The organism is Occallatibacter sp., assembly GCF_036502485.1.
In the GTDB taxonomy this organism is placed as follows: Bacteria; Acidobacteriota; Terriglobia; order Terriglobales; family Acidobacteriaceae; genus Telmatobacter.
Window position 1 is genome coordinate 1 of record NZ_DASXYM010000176.1, and the last position, 22921, is coordinate 22921.

Here is a 22921-nt window from a genome sequence, read left to right on the forward strand (position 1 = left end):
CCAGCCTGATTCGGGTCGGCCTGACATGGAACGGACCTCGTCTCCGCGGCAGCGGGATTTTCCATTCGCATGTTTAGCTTTGGGGACAGGTAATTCTACTGGCAGAATCTACAGCCATCGCAGGAGGCGGACGTTCGCAGCCGTGTGGGAGAGGGTGAAGGGTGCGGGATTTGTCAGGGGAAGACGGGGCAGTAGCCGTTTTGGTTGATTGTCTTTTGCATGAAGGAGCAGGCTGTCGGTGCGACGGTCTGCAGGCGCTTGTGGTGGAGGTGTGTTTGCGGCGCACCTAAATGCGAAGAGCAACTATACCGTTGGGTAGTCGCCGATGCGATAGTGAAGGCGGTCGTGATCGTGACTAAGCCCTACTGCGCATCCGTTTGTCCGCTGAAGAAAGCATGCGGATTGCCGGAATAACCGATGTCGCACAGGGCGAGGTGAGGATTGCGGGAGTGTTGTCGCGTACTGGGAGCGACTCGGCGAAAACGAGTGGGTCTTCAAATGGCTTTGGACATGACAATGCAGTGGGTCTGGATGTTGTCTTTGAGGGGGTGGGGATAGTGGAAGGGTTCGGTGCCGGTTTCGACGAAGCCGTAGGCGCGGTAGATGGGCGGCAGTTCTGTGCGGAGGCTGAGGACGGTGATGTCGAGGGCGGTGCAGTTGCGGGTGCGGAGGTAGTCTTCCGCGGCCTGCATCATGAAGCGACCGATGCCGGAGCGCTGCTGTGCAGGGGCCACGGCGAGCATGCCGGCGTAGCCACGGCTTCCGCGGACTTCGACGTAGATGGAGGCGACGAGTTGGCCGGAGTGGTCTTCGGCGAGGAGGATTGTGCCTTTCTCGAGGGAGACGTCGAGGCGGTCGGGGTCGATGCGTGGACCGGTCATGAAGGGCTCGGCGATTGCGAAGGCGGCGTTGATGTGGGGGATGAGGCGGGGAGCGTCAGCGGGGACGGCGGCGCGGATGTGGAGGGACTGGGGCGGCATGGTCGAGAACAGGATAGCCGCCCGATGCCCTGGGTGGTCAGTCCTTGAGAACGCCATGCTGGCGGAGGATTGCGAAGACGTCCTGGTGGGCAAGGTAGGCGAGGATGTGGCCGGCGTGGAGGTCGATGAGGAAAGTGGAGTCGACGGTGATGTGTTGTTCGGGGAGATCGGTGCGGGCGAAGGTGATGCGCCAGCGGGTGCGGGCCATGGCGTAGCGCGAGTCGAGCGGAGTTTCGTCGAGGGAGATGAGTTGGGTGGAGCGGCAGCCGAGTTGTGCGAAGATCTGCTTACGTTTAGCGAGGGCTGGTCCGAAGCCGGCGGCGGATACGGGCGCGGCGCCGTTGGGGCTGAGGGCGAGGAAGGTGGCGGCAAACTGGGCGAGGAGGTCGGCTGGGGAGCCGTGGTCATTGTTCTGCTGCCAGATGGCGAAGAAGTCGGTGAGGGCTGTGGAAGGTGCGTTCATGGGGTAGGCATCTCCTTGAGTGTCCACGCTCGTACAGAGGATTGCGGAGCGTTGAGGCACTTTAGTATTATATCACCTGCTCATAAATAAGTCAAGCAAATTCAATGGTTTATGGATGAGGCGGCCGAAACGGGTGAGAGTTGCTGCCCGCCTTGAAGCGGCCGCGTTCAGACGAATTCAAGATGGCGAGGGGGACGGGAATGGCGGGTTGGCTCGGTAGCTCGAAAAGAAAACGATTTCTCGGGGGCGTGCTGTTGCTCGGTTGTGCGGCGGTACGAGGGCAGGATGCGGCCGGCGCGAACGGGCCGGACTTGGCGTTTCCGACGGTGCTGTATGGGGCGGCCTACTACAACGAGTACATGCCGGGAGACCAGAACGCGCGGCTCGAAAAAGACATTGCGCTGATGAAGGCTGCGGGGCTGAACGTGGTGCGCATGGGCGAGTCGACGTGGAGCTTGTGGGAGCCCGAGGATGGGCAGTTCGAGTACGCGTGGATGGATCACATCGTCGATGCGATGGGCAAGGCGGGGATCAAAGTGATTCTGGGGACGCCGACGTATTCAGTGCCTGCATGGATGGCGCATCAGCATCCGGAGATATTGGCGGATCGCATTCCTCCGGGGCAGTTTGGTGGGAAAGCGATTCCGGGGACGTACGGGATGCGGCAGAACATGGACACGGATTCGCCGGCGTACCGCTTTTATGCGGAGCGGCTGATCCGGCATATTGTGGCGCACTACAAGGACAATCCGACAGTCATTGGGTGGCAGCTCGATAACGAAACGGCGAGCTATGACGCAGCCAATCGCGATGTGTTTATCGGGTTCCAACATCATCTGGAGAAGAAATTTCACACGCCGGAGGAGTTGAGCAAGGCGTGGTTTTTGAATTACTGGGGCGAGAACCTTCACACGTGGGAGGATCTGCCGACACGCGAGGGCGCGCAGAGCACGGGATACAAGCTGGAGTGGTCGCGCTGGAGCCAGATGCGGGTGACGGATTTTCTCAAGTGGCAGTCGGTGCTGGTGCGGGAGTGCGCGGGATCGCGGCAGTTCATCACGACGGATTACGGCGGCATGATGAAGCGCGATGTGAATGAGAACGGGGTTGCAGACGCGCTGGATATTGTGGCCGACAACATTTACCACATGGTTTCGCAGGATCATTTTGGCGGCGCGACGCAGTCGATCCAGGGTGATTTTTCGCGGTCATTGAAGCACATGAATTACCTGGTGACGGAGACAAATGCACAGTCGACGGACTGGTCTTCGGCGTTTCAGTACCCGCCCTATGACGGGCAGTTGCGGGAGAACGTGTACACGCATGTGGCGAACGGCGCCAACATGGTGGAGTACTGGCACTGGGCTTCGATTGCGGGCAACCAGGAGACGTATTGGAAGGGCATTCTGTCGCACGATCTGGAGCCGAATCGTGTGTACCAGGAAATGAGCAAGACGGCGCATGAGCTGGAGATGATCGGGCCTCACATTGTGGGTTTGAAGATCAAGAACGATGTGGCGATTTTGTGGAGCAGGGATTCGGATAACGGGATTGCGTTCATGCCGTTTACGTCGTCAGGGCCGCAGTGGAGCTTTGCGGGGCCGACGGCGGATTACGCGTCACTGGTGCAGCAGATGCACAGGTCGCTGTACGAGATGAATGTGGGTTCGGATTTTGTGTTTCCGGAGACGCAGGATTTCTCGCAGTACAAGGTGCTGATTGTGCCGGCGCTGTATATCGCGGATGATCCGCTGCTGCAGCGCATTTCAAACTACGTGAAGAACGGTGGGCACGTAGTGATGACGTTCAAGAGCGGATTCGCGAATGAGAACTCCGCGGTGCGGTGGGTGCGGGCTCCAGGGCCGCTGCGCGAGGCGGCGGGGTTCAGCTACCAGGAGTTTTCGAATCTGGAGAAGCCGCTGGGGTTGAAGGGGGATCCATATCATGCAGGCGCGGAGAACAAGGTGAGCTACTGGGCGGAGTTTCTGATGCCGGAGCATGCGAAGCCAGTGGCGTATTACGACCATCCGTTCTTTGGGAAGTGGCCCGCAATTACCGAAAACGAGTTTGGGAAGGGCACGCTGCTGTATGAGGGGACGTACCTGTCAAACGCGCTGCAGACCGCGGTGCTGAAGGATGCGCTGGAGAAGGCGGGAGTGGCGGGAGTGGATGCGCCAGCGAAGGTGCATGTGCAGAGCGGCGTGAATCGGATGGGGAAGAAGGTGCATTACTTCTTCAACTATTCGAGCGCGGAGCAGACGGCGAAGTATGGGTATGGCGCGGGAACGAGTCTGCTGGACGGGAAGGGCGTTGCGGGCGGGGGAAATTTGACGCTGGCGCCGTGGGATGTGGCGATTGTGGAGGAGAAGTAAGGCCGGATTTCGTGATCGGCGTTCGGGCCGGCTTTGCGGAGGAACGCGAGCCGGCCTTTTTGCGTCTGATGTATGAGGGTGTGGTGAGAAGCAGATCCCCTGCGGGGATGACAGACAAGAAAGGCAAGTGCAAAAAGCAAGTGCAAAGGCAAAGGCAAATGCAAAAAGCAAAAACCGGGTCCGTCCCCTTCGCGGCGCTCAGGGTCAGCATGACAAGGTGGTGGGGAGGACAGAGTGTTTGGGAGCGTCAGAAACTTTCGGTCTGTGTGGACGTTAGAGAATAGAAGTGAAGCAGGGCTGAATGGTGAGTAGAGGAATTTTTCCCGAATGATGAAAGTGCGTTGCGCAGTGCTGATGTGCCTGGGGCTGGGTCTGAGTGGGGCTACGATGGCGCAGGTGAAGCTGACAGAGTTGGCGGAGAATAATACTGCTGCGTGTCCCGCAGGCGGGGGGATGCCGAAGCACTGCAAGCAGGCGTTCGCGGGGCAGACGGATACGCGGGCGGGAGTAGCCACGCCGCAGTTTGATGCGCCGGCCGGGAACGTGTCGGACGAGGACCCTCATACGTATCTCATTCACGGCGACAGGACCAAGATTTTCGCGAACTTCATGCTGGGGTTCTGCACGGGGGAGAGTGGGCCGCTTTGCCATAACAATGTGCGGACGGGATACAACTCCAATGACGATCACACGGTGGCGGCGCAGATTGAGGATCTGCGCAGGCGTCACATCGATGGGGCCATCATGTCCTGGGAGGGGTACGGGACATCAGAGGATGCGGCCACGCTGAAGTTTCAGCACTACGCGAACAAGCACGGCTGCAAGGGCGCGCAGCAATGTGACTCGATGTACGTGATCATGATCGATGGGCCGTCATGGGCGTATACGGTGAAGCCGACGGGGATACCGGGGACGAGCGGAGATGGATGCGGCGGCAGGACGGGCGGAGCGTATGAGGACTGCGTGGTGGCGCATGTGCGCAACGACATCTGCGCGATGAACGGGATGCACTGGGGCAATGATGCGTATCTGAAGGACAACGGGCATCCGGTGTTGATGGTGTTTCCGGGAGAGGGCGTGATTCGCCCGAACGGGCCGGCGCCCTCGTGGGCCGACGTGTGGGTGCATATTGCGGAGTGGAATCGCGACCTGCCACACAACTGCGTAAAGGAGCCCTATAACCAGGACAATGGCGTACCGGACGTGGTGTTCGAGCGCTCCCAGGGATTCACGCACACGGCCTCAGCGGGATCGTATTACTGGGTGCAGGTGGCGGGCACGGATCCGGCGCGCGCGCAGTATGTGTTCAACGTGAGTTCGCCCTCAACGGTGGAGACGCTGGACCAGTTTTATGCGGCTGCACAGCGGAATTCAGGCAAGCTGGCGTGGGGCGCCGCGTACAAGGGGTTCAACAGCTCGCAGGCGACGTGGGGAACGGGCCGGATACTTGACCAGGCGTGCGGGCAGTTGTGGATGCAGTCGCTTACTGCGAGCAACCGGTTCCACTCGATGGATGGGCTGAGGTATCTGCAGATTATTACGTGGAACGACTACAACGAGGGGACAGAGATCGAGTCAGGGATCGACAACTGCTTAACGGTGAAGGCGGAGGTAGAAGGGACGATGCTGCACTGGAGTCTGGAGTCGACGAATGCGTTTGCGAGCTTGGCGACAGTGTCGCACGTGGAGATCTATGACTCGAATGACGGCGAGAATCTGAGGCGGATCGACACGGTGCCGGCGGAGAGAAGCGGGACCTGGAACCTGGCGGCGCTGCCCGCGGGGTCGCACAAGGTCTTTGTGCGTATGGTGGGGAAGAACAGTATTTTGAATCGCATGTCAGGGCCGGTGTTGTTTACAAAGTAGAACCTGTGGGGCCGCGGCGCATCGAATAGGGATGAATTCCCGAGAGAGCAGCTTTCCGGCGGCCAGTTTCCCAGAGGCTGGGGACGCTTCACAAACGCAACCAGGTGAGGGCGATGTGCAGTTTCGATTTGAGAATACGTATGCGCGGTTGCCGGAGCGGTTTTTTGCGCGCGTGAACCCGACGCGGGTGGCGGCGCCGCGGCTGTTAAAGCTGAATGTGGAGCTGGCGCGGCAGTTGGGGCTCGATGCGGAACAGTTGGCGGGACCCGAAGGTGTGGAGATTCTGGCGGGCAACCGGGTGGCCGCTGGCTCGGAGCCGCTGGCCGAGGCGTATGCGGGGCACCAGTTCGGGCACTTCGTTCCGCAGCTTGGAGATGGGCGCGCGAATCTTCTGGGGGAATTGGTGGGGCGCGATGGCGTGCGCTATGACATTCAGCTGAAGGGATCGGGGCCGACTCCGTTTTCGCGGCGGGGCGATGGTCGGGCCGCAGTGGGCCCGGTTCTGCGCGAGTACCTGGTGAGCGAAGCGATGGCGGCAATGGGAATTCCTACGACGCGCTCTCTGGCCGCGGTGGCGACGGGCGAGGAGATTATGCGGGAGGTTCCGCTGCCGGGAGCGGTGCTGACGCGGGTGGCGGCGAGTCATCTGCGGGTGGGGACATTTGAGTATTTCGCCGCCCAGGGAGATGCGCACGGGGTGCAGACGCTGGCGGATTACGCGATGGCGCGGCATTATCCCGAGGCGGCGCAGGCGGAGCGGAAGTATCGCGCATTTCTTGACGGGGTGATCGCGCGCCAGGCGCGTTTGATGGCGCAGTGGATGATGGTGGGGTTTGTGCATGGCGTGATGAACACCGACAACACCTCGATTTCCGGGGAAACGATTGACTATGGGCCGTGCGCGTTTATGGAGGCGTATCATCCGGCGACGGTGTTCAGCTCGATCGACCGGAATGGACGGTATGCGTATGGGAATCAGCCACGCATCATGCTGTGGAACCTGACGCGGCTGGCGGAGGCGATGCTGCCGGTGATGGTGGAGGAGTGGGGAAGCCAGGAGGCTGCGCTGGCGTCGGCAACAGAGGCGTTGCAGGGGTTTGCTCCGCAGTTTGAGGCGGCGCAGCTGGCGCTGTTGCGACGTAAGCTGGGGCTGTTCACGGCGGGCGACGGAGATTTGGCGCTGGCACAGAATCTGCTGGAGCGGATGGCGGCGAACGAGGCGGATTTTACGCTGACGTTGCGGCGGCTATGCGATGCGGCTGCAGGGGATGATGCGAGAGTGCGGGCGCTGTTTGCGGCTCCGGCGGCGTTCGACGCTTGGGCGGTGCAGTGGCGGGCGCGATTGGATTCCGAACACGTTGCGGCTGGAGAACGGGCGGCGGCGATGCGTGCGGTGAATCCGGTGTACATTCCGCGGAACCACATGGTGGAGACGGCGTTGAATGCGGCAGTGATGCGGGAAGATCTGGGGCCGTTCGAGGAACTGCTGGGGGCGGTGTCGCGGCCCTATGAGGAGCGGGCGGGGCTGGAGCGGTTTGTTGTGCCGGCACGGCCGGAGGAGCGGGTTTTGGCTACGTTTTGCGGGACGTAAGCACCTGCGGTGCGGCAATCGCGGCTTCGCCGCCTTTCGTGCTGCTGGTTCGCGGTGTCGGGGCACAAAAGCAGATTCCCTTCGGGAATGAAAGAAAAAAAGGAAAAGCGACAGCGACAGCGGGTCCTTCCCTTCGCGGCGCTCAGGGTCAGGCATGACGAATCCGAATTAGTGTGGGGTGCGGGAACTTTGGTGCGGAGGGGCTCGTACCAGAAGGGGTCATGTACAGCGATCTGAAGCTCGCGTTCCGTCAATTGGGCAAGTCGCCGGGCTTTGTGGTGACGGCGATTGTCACGCTGGCGCTGGGGATTGGCGCCAACGCCATCGTGTTCAGCGTGCTGAATGCGCTGGTGCTGCGGCCGGTGAACGTTCCTCACGCGCAGAACCTTTACATGGTGCAGCGGTTCAAGTACCCGTCGCAGTCGTACCCGGACTTCATCGACCTGCGGGACAAGAACCGCACGTTCGAGAGCCTGATGGCTTATAACATCATCGGTCCGCAGGGCGTGGATACGGGCGGGAATCCGACGACGGCGTGGCCCTACCTGGCCAGTGGGAACTACTTCGATTCTCTGGAAGTCCAGCCATACCTGGGGCGGTTTTTTCATGCGGCGGACGAGAAGGGAATGGGCAGCGCGCCATATGTGGTGCTGAGTTATGCGTACTGGCATAGCTTCTTCCACGCGGACCCGAAGGTGGTGGGCAAGCCCGTGTCGATCAACAAGCACCCGTTCACGGTGATTGGCGTCGCGCCGCCGGAGTTTCGCGGGACGGAGTTGTTCTTTGCCCCCGCCATGTGGATTCCGTTGGTCGAGAATCAGGTGGTGCAGGGTTCGGACAGCCTGAAATATCGCGGCAACCACTCGCTGTTTGTAATCGGCCGGCTGAAGGCGGGTGTGACGCCGACGGAAGCGGCGGAGGATCTGAACGCACTGGGAGCGTGGTTGGCGAAGTCATACCCCACCGATGACGATGGGGTGAAGTTCACGCTGGCGCGACCGGGCCTGGTGGGCGATATGCTGGGCGGACCTGCAAAGGCCTTCATGGCGGGGCTGATGGGCCTGGCTGGATTGATTCTGCTGGCAGCGTCCGCGAACCTGGGCAGCTTGTTTGCAGCGCGGGCGGCGGATCGGGGCAAGGAAGTGGCGCTGCGGCTGGCGCTTGGGTCCAAGCGAGGGTTGATTCTGCGGCAACTGCTGACCGAGGCGGTGATGGTGTCGCTGGCCGGCGGGGTGCTGGGGCTGGGCGGCGGCATTGTGCTGTTGCGGCTATTGAGCGCGTGGCAGCCGATCCCGGATATTCCGATCAATGTGCCGGTGAATCCGGATTCCAGGACATATGCGGTGGCGCTGGGGCTGGCTTTGTTTAGCGGATTGCTGTTCGGAATTATGCCGGTGCGGCAGGTCATGCGATCTGATCCCTGGCAGGTGATCCGGACGGGGCAGAGCGTAGCCGGCACGATGCGGCGGCTTACGCTGCGGGACGTGCTGCTGGTGGCGCAGATTGCCATTTGCGCGGTGCTGGTAACGTCGTCGTTTGTGGCGGTGCGCGGGCTGATGCGGTCACTGCAGAGCAGCTTCGGATTTCAGCCGCAGAACGTGATGCTGGCGAGTACAGATCTGCAGATGTCCGGATATCCGAAGGAACGCGTGGCGCAGATGCAGCAGCGAATGCTGGATGCGGCGCGGTCGATTCCGGGCGTGACGGCGGCGGGGTACACGAGCAATCTGCCGCTGAGTTTGGGTGGCGGCGATTCGTATGTTTATTCCGACAGCACGACGGATTATCGGCCTACGAACGAGGTGGCGGACGCCATGAACTATAACCTGTCGTCGGGCTACCTGGAGGCGGCGGGCACGCGGCTGCTGGCAGGCAGAGACCTGAGACTGACCGACGACAAGAATGCGCCCAAGGTGGCGCTGGTGAATCGCGAATTCGCAGTGAAAGTGTTCGGGTCGGTGGAGAAGGCCATTGGCGGGCACTTTAAATACTGGGGCGGAGAACGCGCGGAAGTGGTGGGCGTGGTGGAGGATGGGAAGTATCGCTCACTGACAGAGGACCAGATGCCGGGGATGTTCTTCTCGCATCTGCAACACGAGGAGAGCGGGACATGGCTGGCGGTGCGGTCTCAGCGTCAGCCGCAGGAACTGGCTCCGGCGCTGGAGAAGGCGCTGCACGGGATGGACCCGAGCCTTCCGCTGAGGGTTGCGACGTGGACCCAGGAGATGGACTCAGCACTGTTTCCGGCGCGGGTGGCGACAGTGGCGCTGGGGGTGTTGGGAATGCTGGGCGCGATGCTGGCGGTGACGGGAATTTTCGGCATGGCCTCATACACGGTAAGCAAGCGCATGCGGGAACTGGGTATCCGCGTGGCCCTGGGCGCTAGCCAGCGGCAGGTTCTGCGAGCTTCGCTGGGACGGGCCTTTCGTTTGCTGAGTATCGGCTCCGTGGCGGGCATTGTGCTGGGGCTGCTCGGGACGCGGGTGCTTTCGTTTATTGTGTACCAGGCCACGCCGAAAGATCCGGTGGTGCTGGGCGCGGTGAGTGTAACGATGATGGTGCTGGGGCTGCTGGCCACGCTGGTTCCGGCGCGGCGAGCGTTACGGGTGAATCCGCTGGTGCTGCTCCGGGACGAATAGGGCGGTGCGGAAGAGCCTTTGTTCAGGCAGCGAGTCAGCTTCGCTGCGCGCCTTAGCGGGTTAGCGGGTTTCCGGGTCGGATCGGGAAGCGGGCTGGTCCGCGTTTACTGTGGCTGGTCGATGCCGTAGACGGGCACGCCTTGATCAATTTTGAAGACCAGGGCGGCGGCGCGCGGGCTGTAGTCCGATTGTGGGAATTTGTCGTGCAGCCGGGCGACGAGTTCGTGAGCGTGAGCCTTGGCCGCATCGGCTTTCTTGTCGTTCTGATCGGCGTGGAACATGTCCACCAGGACGCACTGGCGGTAGACCGAATTGTAAAGAGCCAGGGCAGTTCGAGGCCCGTCGGGGTGCTCGGAGGCGTACTTCTCGTATAGCTCGGTTTCTTTCTCAGGGCATTTTTCCTGGCCCTGCCAGTCGCCGCAGAGCTTGTTGTCAAGCATTGCGAATGCGGCCATGTCAGCCTGGCGGGTGTGGGGGAAGAATTTGATGACACGCTTCATCTCTTCTTCGTCAATCTGGCTGCGGAGATAAGCGTCGCGCTCTTTGGCGGAGGGGCGGGACTGCACGTCGGCCTTTTTAATCTGCCATTGAATGTCAGCGGCGCGCCAGGCGGCTTCAGCAGCGAGCGGGGAGTTCTGGAAGATTTCGACTACGCGCCGATAAAGCAGGTGAGCGGTTTGTGCGGCATTGGCGGGGCCACGCGGATCGGAGGCCTCGGATTCTTCATTGGCGGCTTCGCCCATGAGGATCTGGTCGCCGTTGGGAGTGTTTTCGTCAACGATGCCGCGGGCCTCAAGCCAGCCGGAGATCGGGGGCGTGGTGTCGTCGGTGCCCACCCATGGCTCGTCTTCTGAATTGTGGATCTCCTGAACGTCAGTGTTGGCGAAGACGCGCAGCCAGGTGCCGCTGCGCTCGGCAATGACCATTTCGCGGCCGGGGGCAACGCGGTCGACCTTCTGCGCGCCGCGGTCAGGGGAGACGTAGAGGGGGGTGCTGCGCAGGGCGACGGCGCGGGGGCCGGCGATGGGCTTTACGATCTGCTCCTTCTTTTGTTTCTGATCAGAGACGGGAGCGGCAAACGAGAGGATGGCGCAAGTAAAGGGCAGGGCGACGAGCCAGGGCATCAACAGGCGAGTTCTCATCAACGGCATCATAGACGAAAGGACGGCTGAGGCGGGCGGGCGTAAGCAGGTGGCCCGGGCGCGAATCTGGGCTACGCGGGCGGGTGCTGGCGGGCGGAGACGAGGCGGGAGATGGTGATGGCCACGTAAAGAACGCCGACCGCGGCCTCGAAGGTAGCCAGCATGCGTGCGGCCGGCCTCACGGCCAGTATGTCGCCATAGCCAAGCGTGGTGAGGGTGGTGAGGCTGAAGTAGAGCATGGTGCTCCATGGTGCGCTCAGGGGCAGGGGCGTGCCGTTCTCCTTGAAGGATCCGGGCTGCACGATATTGAGGATGTTGTAGAGGGCAAACCAGCACATGCCGAGGAGAAAATAGAGGCTTACCGAAAGATAGAGGCTGGCCGTGGAGGAGTTTCCGGGCTCGCCGAGATAGATGAAAAGGCTGATGGAGACAAGAAAGAGAAACAGAGCCAGCGCAATGCCGTTGGCCAGCAGCAGAGCTGGTGTAGGGTGAAACAGGGCCATGCCGAGAAGCACCATGGATGCCGCGGCAATGGGAATGGCGCTCCAGAACAGGACCCGTTTCTCCGCCAGTTCCATGGCGGCCGCCACGAGGGCAACGTAGAAGGTAACGAGGATGATGAATCTGCCGATGGCGCGGTCCTCAGAGAGCGCGGGGAGGATGTAGAAGAGGAGGATGGAGACGAGGAGGAGCCTCGATCGCCGATCGCGATTGAGCAGGCCGGCGGGGCCGAATAGACTCTGCAGGACGCCTTCGTAGGTGATTTGCATTGGTCGAGTTCAGGCGATAGTTGCGGATTGCGCGACATTCGTGAGTCGCTGGTTGATGCGAGGGTATGCGGCGGCGGAGTGCAGAGAGACAGGTAATTCTGCCAGTTTGCGCGGCGATCTAAGAGTTTGATTGTTTGGGATGGCGCTGATCCGGCAATCCCCGTTTGTGCATGCGGTGAAAGCCGGGGCCGGCGTGAGACTCGCCTGAGGGAGTGTTCCGTGGCTGCGATCAAGAACAAAGATGTGGTGAAGAGAGCCCGTACGTTTGCCAAGCCATTTTGCGTAACGGACGGAAAGAAGTTCAAGCTGAAGGATTTCGATCCGAATGAGACGATGGGCCTTGAAGCGGAAGACAAGCCGCGGGCAAAGGAAGCGCTGACGTCGGGCGTGAAAGTGCTTGCCGAGTTACAGGATATGTTATATGCCCAGGATAACTGGGGTCTCTTGCTCGTGTTTCAGGCGATGGATGCGGCGGGCAAGGATGGGGCCATCAAGCATGTGATGTCCGGTGTAAATCCGCAGGGGTGCCAGGTGTTCTCGTTCAAGGGTCCGTCGGCCGAGGATCTGGATCACGACTATCTTTGGCGCTGTATCCGGTGTTTGCCGAACCGCGGGAATATAGGGATATTCAATCGCAGTTACTATGAAGAGACACTCGTGGTGCGGGTGCATCCCGAGTATCTTTCCAGACAGAAGGTGCCTCCTTCCCTGATTACCAAGAGGGTGTGGGACGAGCGCTTTGAGGACATACGGTGTTTCGAACGGTACCTGAGCCGCAACGGGATTAAGGTGGTGAAGTTCTTCCTCAACGTTTCAAAGAATGAGCAGAAGAAGCGCTTTTTGCTGCGCGCGGAGCGACCCGAGAAGAACTGGAAGTTTTCTGCATCGGATATGGCGGAACGCGGCTTCTGGAACGATTATCAGAAGGCTTATGAAGACATGATCCGGAACACGGCGACGCCGGAGAGCCCCTGGTATGTGGTGCCGGCTGATAACAAGTGGTTCAGCCGGGTGGTGGTGGCGGCGGCGGTGATTGAAAGCCTGTCGGAATTGAATCTTGCATATCCCAAGGTGGATGCGAAGAAACTGGCGGAGATTGCCGAGGCGAAGAAGGCATTGTTGGCTTCGAAATAGCTCCGTTCATTTATGGAATCTGAGTCTTTCAAAGTGGGACGCTGCGCGCACTCTCGTGATTCTCATCACGAGGGTGCTTCAGCCCGCGCCGATAGGATCTCCATCGAAGGCCTGCAGCACACGTTTTGCGATGTTTCCAGCGGAGTGTGCGCGCAGAGCCTAGCTCTTTTGCCGAGGTGGGCCGATGGGGTATGTTCCGATCATGTGGGGCGCGTGGGGTATGGTGTTTCTTACTTTTGTTGCGTTCAAAGTGTACGTATCCAGGATGAGCCGCAACGAGGATGATCAACTGGTGCTGCAGGAGTCCTCTGACCATGTGCGCGAGGAGCAGGAGGCGATCATGAGCCAACTGCAGAGGACCAGGCCGGTAGGCCGCGCACTGCTTGGGTTGCTGGGGGCGATGACGCTTTACGTCGCGGGCTATTACCTGATGGATGTTTTCCGGCAGTTCAAATAGGACGTGCAAGTGGCAGGTGCAGAGCGGGTGGTGCTTGAGCGCGCAGTATACTCGTTGCAATGTCGAGACTATGCTTGCCCCGTAGCGCCACCCTTCTAATTGCTGTGTGCCTGGAAGTTGCAGGGATGCTGCATGCCCAGAGCTTTCGCGTACACATTCCCGAGGAGGCGCGCCCGCTTGCGAGTGGCGGAGAGCGCGCGAGCGCGCCGGGTCCGCTGGACGGGCGGTTGTTGCTGCTGTTGTCGAACGACGCGAGCGTCGAGCCGCGGATGCAGATTGATCTTTCGCCGCGAACACAGAACGTGTTCGGGATGACGCTGGAGAGCGCGAATCCGGGAAGTGTGGTGAAAGTGGACGATGGGGCGGCGGGCTATCCCCATCCGCGCCTGAGCGAGGTCCCGGCCGGACGCTACAGAGTGCAGGCGGTGCTCAACCTATATGAGACGTTCCATATGGGGGACGGCCGTGTGCTGAAGCTGGCTCCCGATCGCGGAGAGGGGCAGCACTGGAACATTGCTCCGGGGAATCTTTACAGCAAGCCGCTTGAGATAACGATTGGATCGAACGGCAAGCCTGAGCGCGATGCGGACATCACGCTGAGCGAGGTGATTCCGCCGATTGTGCCGGTTCCGGATTCCGAGTTTGTACGGCGGCTGCGCATTCAGTCAGCACTGCTGACGAAGTTCTGGGGACGGCCCGTGTATCTGGCCGCGACGGTACTGCTGCCGGCGGGTTTCGATCAGCATCCAGACGCGCGCTTTCCGCTGATGCTGTTTGAAGATCACTTTGACGATGAATTTACGGAATTCCGCAGCACGCCTCCCGATCCCAACCTGAAGCCAGACTACTCGGAGCGGTTTCATCTGGAGGGTTACAACCGCATTCAGCAGCAGGAGGCGTACAAGCTTTACCAGACGTGGATTTCGAAGGACTTTCCGCGCTTCATGGTGGTGAAGATTCAGACCGCGAATGCGTTCTATGACGATAGCTATGCTGTCGATTCGGCGAACCTGGGTCCTTACGGGGAGGCTATTGAGACGGAACTGGTTCCGGCAGTGGAGAAAAAGTTCCACGGCATTGGGCAGGGCTGGGCTCGGTTCCTATACGGAGGATCGACGGGCGGCTGGGAAGCGATGGCAGCGCAGGTGTTCTATCCGGATCACTATAACGGAGCGTTCATCGCGTGCCCTGATCCGGTTGATTTTCACGCCTATACCAACATCGACTTGTACAAAGACGCGAACGCCTACTTCATCAACGGCGCCAACAAGCAGGTGGAGCAGCCGGCCATGCGCGACTACCTGGGGCACATGATGATTACGCAGCGCGGGGTGAACCAGTATGAGGCCTCACTGGGCGACCATGGGCGTTCCGGCGAGCAGTACGACATATGGCAGGCGGTTTTTTCGCCGGTTGGCGCAGACGGTTATCCAGCGCAGATTTTCAACAAGCAGACCGGCATGATCGACCACACGGTTGCGCAGTACTGGCATGACCACTATGACCTGACAGCGAAGCTGCAGCGCGAATGGCCGCAACTGCAGCCCAAACTGGACGGCAAGCTGCATGTGTATGTGGGTTATGAAGACACTTACATGCTGAACAACGCGGTGTACCTGCTGCAGGATTTTCTGGACAAAGCCAATCCGCCTGCGCATGCCGAGGTGGCATATGGGCCACGCGCGGAGCACTGCTGGAATGGCGACCCCACACTGCCCAATGCCTATAGCCGGCTGCATTACGAGACGATGTATGTGCCGAAGATCATGCAGCGGATTCAGGAGACAGCGCCGAAGGGGGCAGACCTGAAGAGCTGGCGATATTAGAAGCACAGGCTGAACAGGGTGCGGATAAAGGCCAATCTGTGTGGCCGAAGGCGCGAGCCGATCCATCAGGGGCGAGGGGCGCTGCACGCGACTTTCCGCACGGAGGGATCATCACCGGAGGGTAGGGAAAGCAGCGGCGGACTGGATTGTCGAGCTACCTCTGGTACTGCTCGTCGGTGACGTGTTCCATCCAGTCAACAACTTTCCCGTCCTTCTTCTCCTGGATGGCGAAGTGGCTCATGGCGGTGGTCGGCGCGGCTCCGTGCCAGTGCTTTTCGTTGGGAGCGAACCAGACAACGTCGCCTGGATGGATTTCTTCGACCGGACCGCCTTCGCGCTGTGCCCACCCGCAGCCTGCCGTCACGATAAGTGTCTGGCCGAGCGGATGGGTGTGCCAGGCGGTTCGTGCGCCGGGCTCAAACGTCACCGAGGCACCCGAAACGAGCGCCGGGTCGGGCGTTGTGATTAGCGGATCAATGCGAACGGTTCCGGTGAACCAATCCGTCGCGCCTTTCATGGATGCCTGCGATCCAACTCGCTTGATTTCCATCTTTTCTCCTTCGAGGTTTCCGGGCCCGGCCTGGTGTGCGGGACACACGTAGGGCGCCTTTGCTAATTGTCAACGAAGAAGGCGAACAGGAGCCTCTTCCGCCATGCTCCAGATCCCCTTCTACCCGCTATCCCACTACTAAGCCTCTGACACCCGCAATCGCGCGTTGCTTCCGTACGGAAAGCGCCTTGATATTGGAATATTCTCCGCCCGCCCACAAAGAAGCACCCGGGCCGTATGCCGAAGCCGCAGCCTGGGCGCGCGCGGGGGCGTCGCAAGCGGTCTCCATGGCAATAAATCCAACCGCTACACACAACCTGAACCAGCGTCTCAAATGAATCATCAGCACTTGTGCAATCCCGTTGCGTGCGGTTAGAAAAGCGATTTGACTTTCAGAGTCACCGTGGTTGAGTGCGACCACATTTGGGTGCCGTTAGCAGCCGTTCCTGAGACCGCGATGGTTTGATTGCCCACTGGCGTTCCGCCAGTGAGTGCGCGGGGGCCGCTGCAGCCACCAGATACCGCAACACCAAGAACGACAAGCAGCGCCAGAAGCGTGGATATTTTGCGCCGTGCGCCGCCCATCCATAGAAAGACCAGCCCGGCCAGCGCTGTTACGCCGCCCAGTCCCTTCCATGGATGGATCGCCTGTGCCGCCTGAGCGGGCGCGGACGTCTGCACGGTGAGCTTTGCCGAGCCCGTGCCATCGGCGAGAGTCGACGGCGAGAACGCGCAGGTCGTATTGGCCGGCGCCTGAGTACATGCAAGTGTGACCGGCAAACCGAAGCCATTCTGCGGTGTGATCGTGACTGTGTAAGCGGCGGACTCTCCTGTGTAAGCGGAGCGCGCAGAGGGTGCCGCGGAAATGCTGAAGTCCGCCGGCGTAATCATTTCAACCACGATGCTGGAGGTGCTTGGACTGTGGCTCGCGTCGCCACCATACGCTGCGGTCAGATTGTGCGAGCCAACGCTCAATCTGCTGACACTCAGAGTCGCGCTGCCCGACCCCAGGACAACTCTGTCCAGCACCGCTGCTCCATCGTAGAAGGTTGCAGTTCCGGTCGGAGACGCGGAGGTGCTGGTGACGGAGGCCTGAAGAGCAACCGTAATACCAAGTCCTGCCGGATTGGGGGACGCGGTGAGCTGGGTGCTTGTTGGTGCCAGAGTGACCGTCACCGCGATCGGCGCGGAAACCGAGCCTCCATCCGTCGTCGATCCCGCATACTCCGCGGTGATGAAATAATTGCCCACCGCGGGAGTAATATCCAGTGCCGCCTGCCCGTTGTTCAGAGATACCGACCCGAGGATAGCGGACCCGTTCACGAAGATGACCATGCCAGCAGGCACAGGACCGCTGGCAGCAGTGACAGTCGCCGTCAGGGTTAGCGGTTGACCGACGGTCAGCGAAGTGGCCGAGGCTTGCAGCACGGTCGTGGTGGTTGACGTCACTGTCAACTGCAAGGGTGGAGACGACTGCGACGCGACATCCGTGGCCGATCCGCTGTAACTCGCCGTGAGGGAATAGACTCCCGCCGCAGGCGTGAGCGCAAATGTGGCCACACCGGCCCCGTTTAATGAGGCGGCGCCAAGGGATTTGTTGCCGTCCAGGAACGTCACAGTTCCGGTGGGCACAGGGCCGCTGGCGGCGATCACAGTTGCGGTGAGCGTTAGCGTCTGTCCCGCCATCAATGTGGTGGCCGAGGCTTCGAGTTTGGTCGTCGTGGCGATCAGCGAGTAACTGGGAGCGGTTCCAACCACCCGTATGCGGCTGTTGTTCAGATCTGCGATGTAGAGATTGCCTGACGCATCGGTTGTCAGATTGACGGGATTCGTCATCTCAGCGAAATTCGCCGGGCCGCCATCGCCGCTAAAACCACAGGTCCCATCGCCAGCATAGGTGCTGATAAACCCCGATGCGCTGTCAACCCGACGGACTGCACACGCATTGAATGTCGAGATAAACAGATTTCCGCCTGCGTCGAATGCAATACCGCTGGGCTCGTTAAGTTCGGCGCTGGTTGCCGGGCCGCCATCCCCTGCCGAGCCCTGGGTTCCGGTTCCTGCAATGGTGGAGATGATGCCGGTGGCCGCGTCGACGCGCCGGACCCGCTGGTTCACGGTGTCTGCGATGTAAACATTTCGCGCGGAATCAATTCCGACGGCGAGCGGCTTATTCAACGTGGCACTCGCCGCAGGTCCGCCGTCGCCGCTGAATCCGCCGGAGAGGTTTCCGGCGATTCGATCTATGATGCCCGTCGCGGCGTTGAGCTTCCATACGCACGAATTGCCGAGATCGTCGAGATAGAGATTCCCGGAAGAATCGATCACGATTCCATAGGGCCCCAGGGAGGCTTGGAGTGCAGGGATTCCCGTACCAGTCGCGCCCGGACTACCGGTTCCGGCAATGGTTGTAATGATGCCGGTCACAGCGTCCACTCTGCGCACCAGGCTGTTTCCCCAGTCCGCGATGTATAGGTTGCCGGCCGCGTCGAGCACAGCTCCCATGGGGAACGAGAGCTGCGCGCGGGTCGCCGGGCCGCCGTCTCCCGAGCATCCGAATTGTCCAGTGCCCGCGACCGTGGTGATCACGCCAGTTGCTGCGTCCACACGCCGGATCACGTGGTTGTTTGAATCAGTAATGAAGAGATTGCCGGCGGTATCCTTGACCGCTTCCATGGGGGAGTCCAATTCGGCGCTCAATGCCGAGCCCCCATCGCCCTGATAGCCGCGGGTTCCATTTCCTGCATAGGTGTAAATGTTGGGCGCATTTCCGGGTCCCTTCACGGTGACCGCGACCGCTGGCGAAACTGACGCCTGGTCGCTGGAAGAGCCCCCGTAGCTCGCGGTAATCGAATATGTGCCGACCGCGGGCGTGATGGTCACGGCGGCAACGCCGCTGGCGCTCAAGATGCCGGAAGCTAGAAGTGCAGCGCCGTTCAGGAATTGCACGGTTCCGGCCGGGGTGCCACCGCTGCTTGCGGTGACAGTTGCGGTCAAAGTGAGCGATTGTCCTGCGGCCAGGGCCGTGGCGGAGGCCTTCAATTTAGTCGTTGTCGGAATAAGGGCGGCAAAAGGCGGCGCGCCGATGACCCGGACCCGATGGTTAAAACTGTCCCCAATGTATAGGTTTCCTGCGCCGTCAAAGGCGACGCCGACGGGATACTCCAACAGAGCATCGACGGCCGGGCCCCCATCGCCCAAACTGCTGCCGCCTCCCGCGAATGTGCTGATGATGCCGGTCCTTTTGTTGATGGTGCGAATCCTGCCATAGACGGAGTCGGAGAAGAAGATGTTCCCTGCGGTGTCAAGCGTGACGGATGATGGTTGATAAAGCTGCGCGTCCACGGCAGGTCCGCCATCCCCGCTAAATCCTTGCTTGCCAGTCCCGGCCACGGTGCTGATGATCCCCGTGGCTCCATCCACTTTCCGGATCTGCGCGTTGTACCAATCCATGATGTAGAGATTGCTTTCCGAGTCGATTGCGAGTCCGTACGGGGCGCCAATTGCAGCCAGGGCGGCCGGGCCTCCGTCACCACTGGGCCCGACGCCGCCAGCGCCCGCAAACAGTTTGATGATCCCCGTTTTAGCGTCGACCTTACGAACCGAGCCCCATTGCGAATCCCCTACGTAGAGATTGTCTGCGGCGTCGAATGCCACGGCTGCGGGCAGGATAAAAAGCGCGTTGGTTGCCGGACCCCCATCGCCACTGATGCCGAGAGAACCGCAGACGCCTGCGACGGTGGTGATGATCTTCGTCTGAGCGTCAACTTTCCGGACGCAGGCATTCCATGCATCCGCGATGTAGAGGTTTCCCTCGCTGTCCAATGCTACGTCCATTGGATTGTTCAGTTGAGCGCTGGTTGACGGGCCACCATCGCCCGAGTACCCGGCCACATCAGTGCCCGCCACTGTGGTGATGATGCCCGTTGCAGTATCGATCACCCGGACGTGGTTGTCCTTCCCTTGCGGTCCGTTCCCCACAAATACATGACCAGATTTATCGACGCTCACCCCCGCCGGAAGGGTGATTCCCGCATTTACTGCCGGTCCGCCATCTCCGCTGAAAGCCTCGATTCCGTCGCCCGCAAAGGTGTAGATGTACGGCGTCGTATTCGTTCCTTGTGCCACGGTGACAGCGACTGCCGTCGAAATGGACGCGACTTCGACACCATTGCCGCCATAGCTGGCGGTCATGGAGTAATTGCCTGCAGCTGGCCACAGAGTGATCTGCGCATTTCCGGCGGCGTCGAGTGAAACCTTGCCGAGAGAAGTGGACCCATTCAGGAAGCTCACCGGCCCAGTGGGAGCGGCGCCGCTTGCAGCGGTGACCGTTGCCGTCAGTCTTAAGCTCTGGCCCGTCGTCAGTTTGCTTGCGGAAGGCGTGATCGACGTGCTGGTTGAGATTCCATTCACCGTAACCGCTACCGCCGGGGATGAGAAAGACGGCGCAATGGTAAGAGAACCCTCGTAGGTAGCGGTTATGGCATGGGAGCCGGCCGCGGGCGAAAAGTCGAGCGACGCAACGCCTCCGCCATCCAACGCCGCGGTTCCAAGTTGCAGCGCGCCGTCGGAAAACGTGACCGTTCCCAGGGGCACACTGCCACCGGGGGCGGTAACGGCTGCCGTTAAAGTGAGGGCCTGTCCGGCCTGTATAACCGCGGGAGTCGCGGTAAGGCTTGTGGAACTGGAAATCAACGAACCGGGACGGAGGACGCGAATGCGTTGGTTGCCGCTATCCGCGACGTAAAGACCGCCTGCGGGGTCTACAGCGATTGCGGAAGGCGCATTCAATTTGGCGGCAGTAGCCAGTCCGCCGTCCCCTGAAAATCCCTCCACTCCGATTCCGGCAATAGTGGACACAATGCCCGTGTTCGCCTGAATCCTTCGGATGCGATTGTTGCTGGTATCCGCTATGTACAGGTTTTCACCTGCATCGAAGACCAACCAGGATGCGCCATTGAATTCCGCGTTCGCCGCCGGTCCGCCGTCGCCTGCATAGCCACCGGTCCCCGTGCCGTAAATTGTTGAAATAAGCCCCGTGGCTGCGTCAACTTTTCGAATCCGGTTGTTGCCGGTATCGGCGACCAGCAGATTGCCACCCGCGTCGAACGCAATGCCGTATGGGGTGCTCATCTCTGCCTCTGTCGCGAGTCCGCCGTCCCCGCCGAAGCCTCCAAAAACCCGGACCTTGCCGGCATATGGCGTCAGGATGCCCGTGACGATATTCACCTTCCAGATGCAATTACTGCCCGAGTCATCGATGTAGTAATTCCCCTGGGCGTCGAACGCAATGGCGTAGGGCCCGTTCAAAACCGAGTCAATGGCCCGCTGCCCAGGCGGGGCCTCGCCGGACTCTCCATTGCCCGCAACCGTCGAGATCAGTACCGACTTAGCATCGACCTCTCGCACTCGCCGATTGCCATAGTCGGCGATGTACATGTTGCCCGCACTGTCGAACGCAACGCTTTCGGGGCGATCAAGCTCCGCATCCTGAGCCGGACCGCCATCGCCGCTGAATCCAGAAGTTCCATTGCCGGCTACGGTGACGATGAGCCCGGTCACCGCGTCGATCCTGCGAATGCGGTTGTGCCCCGCATCTGCGATAAAGATGTTTCCCGAGGCATCAAGCGCTACCTGATTGGGTGAAACGAACCCGGCGTTGGCGCCTGCCCCACCGTCTCCCAAAATGTAAGCGCCGTTACCGGCAAACGTGGCGATGGAGGCATTTGCGAGCGAAGCAGCGGAGGGCAGAGCGCGCAGTTCGGCGGCACGCCCGGAAAGGGGCGGCTCCCCCTTCATGGGCTGGGCGGGTATAGACAGGACCCCGCAAATCAAAGCTACGCACAAAACGGCAGGGCGAGAAAAGCTCAAGGGTTCCCCAGTGCAAAGGTGCATGAATGTAAGTTGAGAACGTAGAGCCATTCTAGTCCGCATTTGCGAAATGCAAGACAGGAAATGTCGACTTGCCAAACCCTCATGGAATCTAGAGTCCCGAACGGGACGTTAGCTACACCAGGGTCCAGAACCGCCCGCTTGGACGTATTAACGGCCCACCCGCTGAAGGGGGCTCTTCTGAGTTCCGGTAGGACAACCGCCGATTCTTCAATGTCGCCAATTCTTCAATTCCTGCCGCTGTAAACCGGAGAACTCCGCGATCTCGTGGTTCGGCAGGTCAGACCCGGCCGTAACCCAGTTCGAGAGCCGTTGCTTCCGTGCGCTCGGAGCGCTCGTGGATCGGCTCCGGGGTTAGTGGCGCTATGTTGGGCCTATTGGAAGTCTTTGGACGGTTTGGTGAAGAACTTGTCGACCTGCTGGTCGAAGTCGTCGGTGTGTTCGCGCAGGGTGCCGTGTCCAGAGTTAGGGACAACCCAAAGGTTCGCGTGGGGAATGTTCTGGTAGATGAGAACGGTGTGGGCAATGGAGATGAGGTCGTGGTCGCCGCAGATGATGAGCGACGGGGCTTGGATAGTGTGGAGTTGGACGAGCGTGATGTGGGGCTCCTGCCAGTCGAGGAGGAAGAGCTTGCGGTCGTTCTTCTCCCGGGGGGTGGGGTAAGTCTTGTGAAGGCCGGAGTCGTATTCCTTCTTTTCGTCGTCCCAGAGGCCGGGCTGGAAGGCATCGGTGGTAGGCCAGAGGTTGGCGCCGGTGGAAGCGAGGCGCTGTACTTTTTCAGGATGGCGAATGGCGAGCAGCAGTGCGTTGATGCCGCCGTCGCTCCAACCGATGACGTAGGCAGAGGGGATGTGCATTGCGTCGAGCAAGGCGGCGTAATCATCTGCCATCATCTCGAAGGTGAGGGCATGGTCGGGGTCAAGCGATCTGCCCTGTGAACGGCTGTCGGCGAGGATGACTTTGTAGTGCATGGCAAAGTAAGGAATATTCTTCGCGAAGGCACTCATGTCGCCGTTGTTGCCGTGAATCATAAGCAGAGGCGGACCACTGCCATAGACTTCGGTGTACATTTTGAAGCCATTGATGTCGTAGAACTTTCCCGCGGCTGGATTGTGATCGTATGGAATTGGCGCGGCCTCCTGCGCGCGAGTCATCGTGGCGCAGAGAATGAACGGAAGCCAGACGGCGGCAGGGGAGCAGTGGCGAATGGTTCGCAGCAGATGCATCGAGGAGTCTCCA

14 protein-coding genes are annotated in these 22921 nt (G+C 60.5%); 7 read left to right on the forward strand and 7 right to left on the reverse strand.

Going from position 1 to position 22921, the window contains the following annotated elements; translation table 11 throughout:
- Positions 1-494: 494 nt before the first annotated feature.
- Both VGL22_RS21345 and VGL22_RS21350 read right to left on the reverse strand, forming a co-directional pair.
- Positions 495-1037, reverse strand: a complete 543-nt coding sequence (locus VGL22_RS21345) for a GNAT family N-acetyltransferase (protein WP_465268991.1) — start codon at positions 1035-1037, stop codon at positions 495-497.
- Positions 1018-1443 (reverse strand): hypothetical protein, encoded by a 426-nt coding sequence (locus VGL22_RS21350; protein WP_465268992.1) that lies wholly within the window; start codon positions 1441-1443, stop codon positions 1018-1020. Before VGL22_RS21350 ends, VGL22_RS21345 begins: the two co-directional genes overlap by 20 nt.
- Positions 1444-1691: 248 nt before the next feature.
- Here VGL22_RS21350 and VGL22_RS21355 point away from each other — a divergent pair, with 248 nt between their 5' ends.
- From VGL22_RS21355 to VGL22_RS21370, 4 genes are all read left to right on the forward strand, one after another.
- Complete coding sequence (locus VGL22_RS21355; protein ID WP_465268993.1) at positions 1692-3815, forward strand: beta-galactosidase; 2124 nt, start codon at positions 1692-1694, stop codon at positions 3813-3815.
- A 327-nt stretch (positions 3816-4142) separates the two neighbouring features.
- Complete coding sequence (locus VGL22_RS21360; RefSeq protein WP_465268994.1) at positions 4143-5681, forward strand: glycoside hydrolase family 71/99 protein; 1539 nt, start codon at positions 4143-4145, stop codon at positions 5679-5681.
- A 115-nt stretch (positions 5682-5796) separates the two neighbouring features.
- Positions 5797-7272 carry a protein adenylyltransferase SelO gene (locus VGL22_RS21365; protein WP_465268995.1) on the forward strand — a complete coding sequence of 492 codons (1476 nt, stop codon included), beginning with the start codon at positions 5797-5799 and terminating at the stop codon, positions 7270-7272.
- 221 nt (positions 7273-7493) lie between these two features.
- A complete protein-coding gene (locus tag VGL22_RS21370; RefSeq protein WP_465268996.1) occupies positions 7494-9911 on the forward strand; it encodes an ABC transporter permease in 2418 nt (805 codons plus the stop codon).
- A 104-nt stretch (positions 9912-10015) separates the two neighbouring features.
- On the opposite strand, the gene VGL22_RS21375 is transcribed toward VGL22_RS21370, so the two are convergent.
- Both VGL22_RS21375 and VGL22_RS21380 read right to left on the reverse strand, forming a co-directional pair.
- A complete protein-coding gene (locus VGL22_RS21375; protein ID WP_465268997.1) occupies positions 10016-11053 on the reverse strand; it encodes a hypothetical protein in 1038 nt (345 codons plus the stop codon).
- 71 nt (positions 11054-11124) lie between these two features.
- Positions 11125-11823: a potassium channel family protein gene (locus VGL22_RS21380; protein WP_465268998.1), complete on the reverse strand. Its 699-nt coding sequence runs from the start codon at positions 11821-11823 to the stop codon at positions 11125-11127.
- Between the two features lie 219 nt (positions 11824-12042).
- Between VGL22_RS21380 and VGL22_RS21385 the strand changes: the two genes are divergently transcribed.
- The 3 genes from VGL22_RS21385 to VGL22_RS21395 all read left to right on the forward strand — a co-directional run bounded on the left by VGL22_RS21385 (position 12043) and on the right by VGL22_RS21395 (position 15240).
- Positions 12043-12957: a polyphosphate kinase 2 family protein gene (locus VGL22_RS21385; protein ID WP_465268999.1), complete on the forward strand. Its 915-nt coding sequence runs from the start codon at positions 12043-12045 to the stop codon at positions 12955-12957.
- Between the two features lie 184 nt (positions 12958-13141).
- Positions 13142-13414, forward strand: coding sequence for a hypothetical protein (locus VGL22_RS21390; protein WP_465269000.1), 273 nt, complete (start codon positions 13142-13144; stop codon positions 13412-13414).
- Between the two features lie 125 nt (positions 13415-13539).
- Complete coding sequence (locus VGL22_RS21395) at positions 13540-15240, forward strand: alpha/beta hydrolase (RefSeq protein WP_465269001.1); 1701 nt, start codon at positions 13540-13542, stop codon at positions 15238-15240.
- A 154-nt stretch (positions 15241-15394) separates the two neighbouring features.
- Here VGL22_RS21395 and VGL22_RS21400 read toward each other — a convergent pair whose 3' ends face one another.
- From VGL22_RS21400 to VGL22_RS21410, 3 genes are all read right to left on the reverse strand, one after another.
- Positions 15395-15790: a (R)-mandelonitrile lyase gene (locus VGL22_RS21400; RefSeq protein ID WP_465269002.1), complete on the reverse strand. Its 396-nt coding sequence runs from the start codon at positions 15788-15790 to the stop codon at positions 15395-15397.
- Between the two features lie 372 nt (positions 15791-16162).
- Positions 16163-21589, reverse strand: coding sequence for an Ig-like domain repeat protein (locus tag VGL22_RS21405; RefSeq protein ID WP_465269003.1), 5427 nt, complete (start codon positions 21587-21589; stop codon positions 16163-16165).
- Positions 21590-22056: 467 nt separating this feature from the next.
- On the reverse strand, positions 22057-22908 hold the full coding sequence (locus VGL22_RS21410; protein ID WP_465269004.1) for an alpha/beta fold hydrolase: 852 nt from the start codon (positions 22906-22908) through the stop codon (positions 22057-22059).
- Positions 22909-22921: the final 13 nt, after the last annotated feature.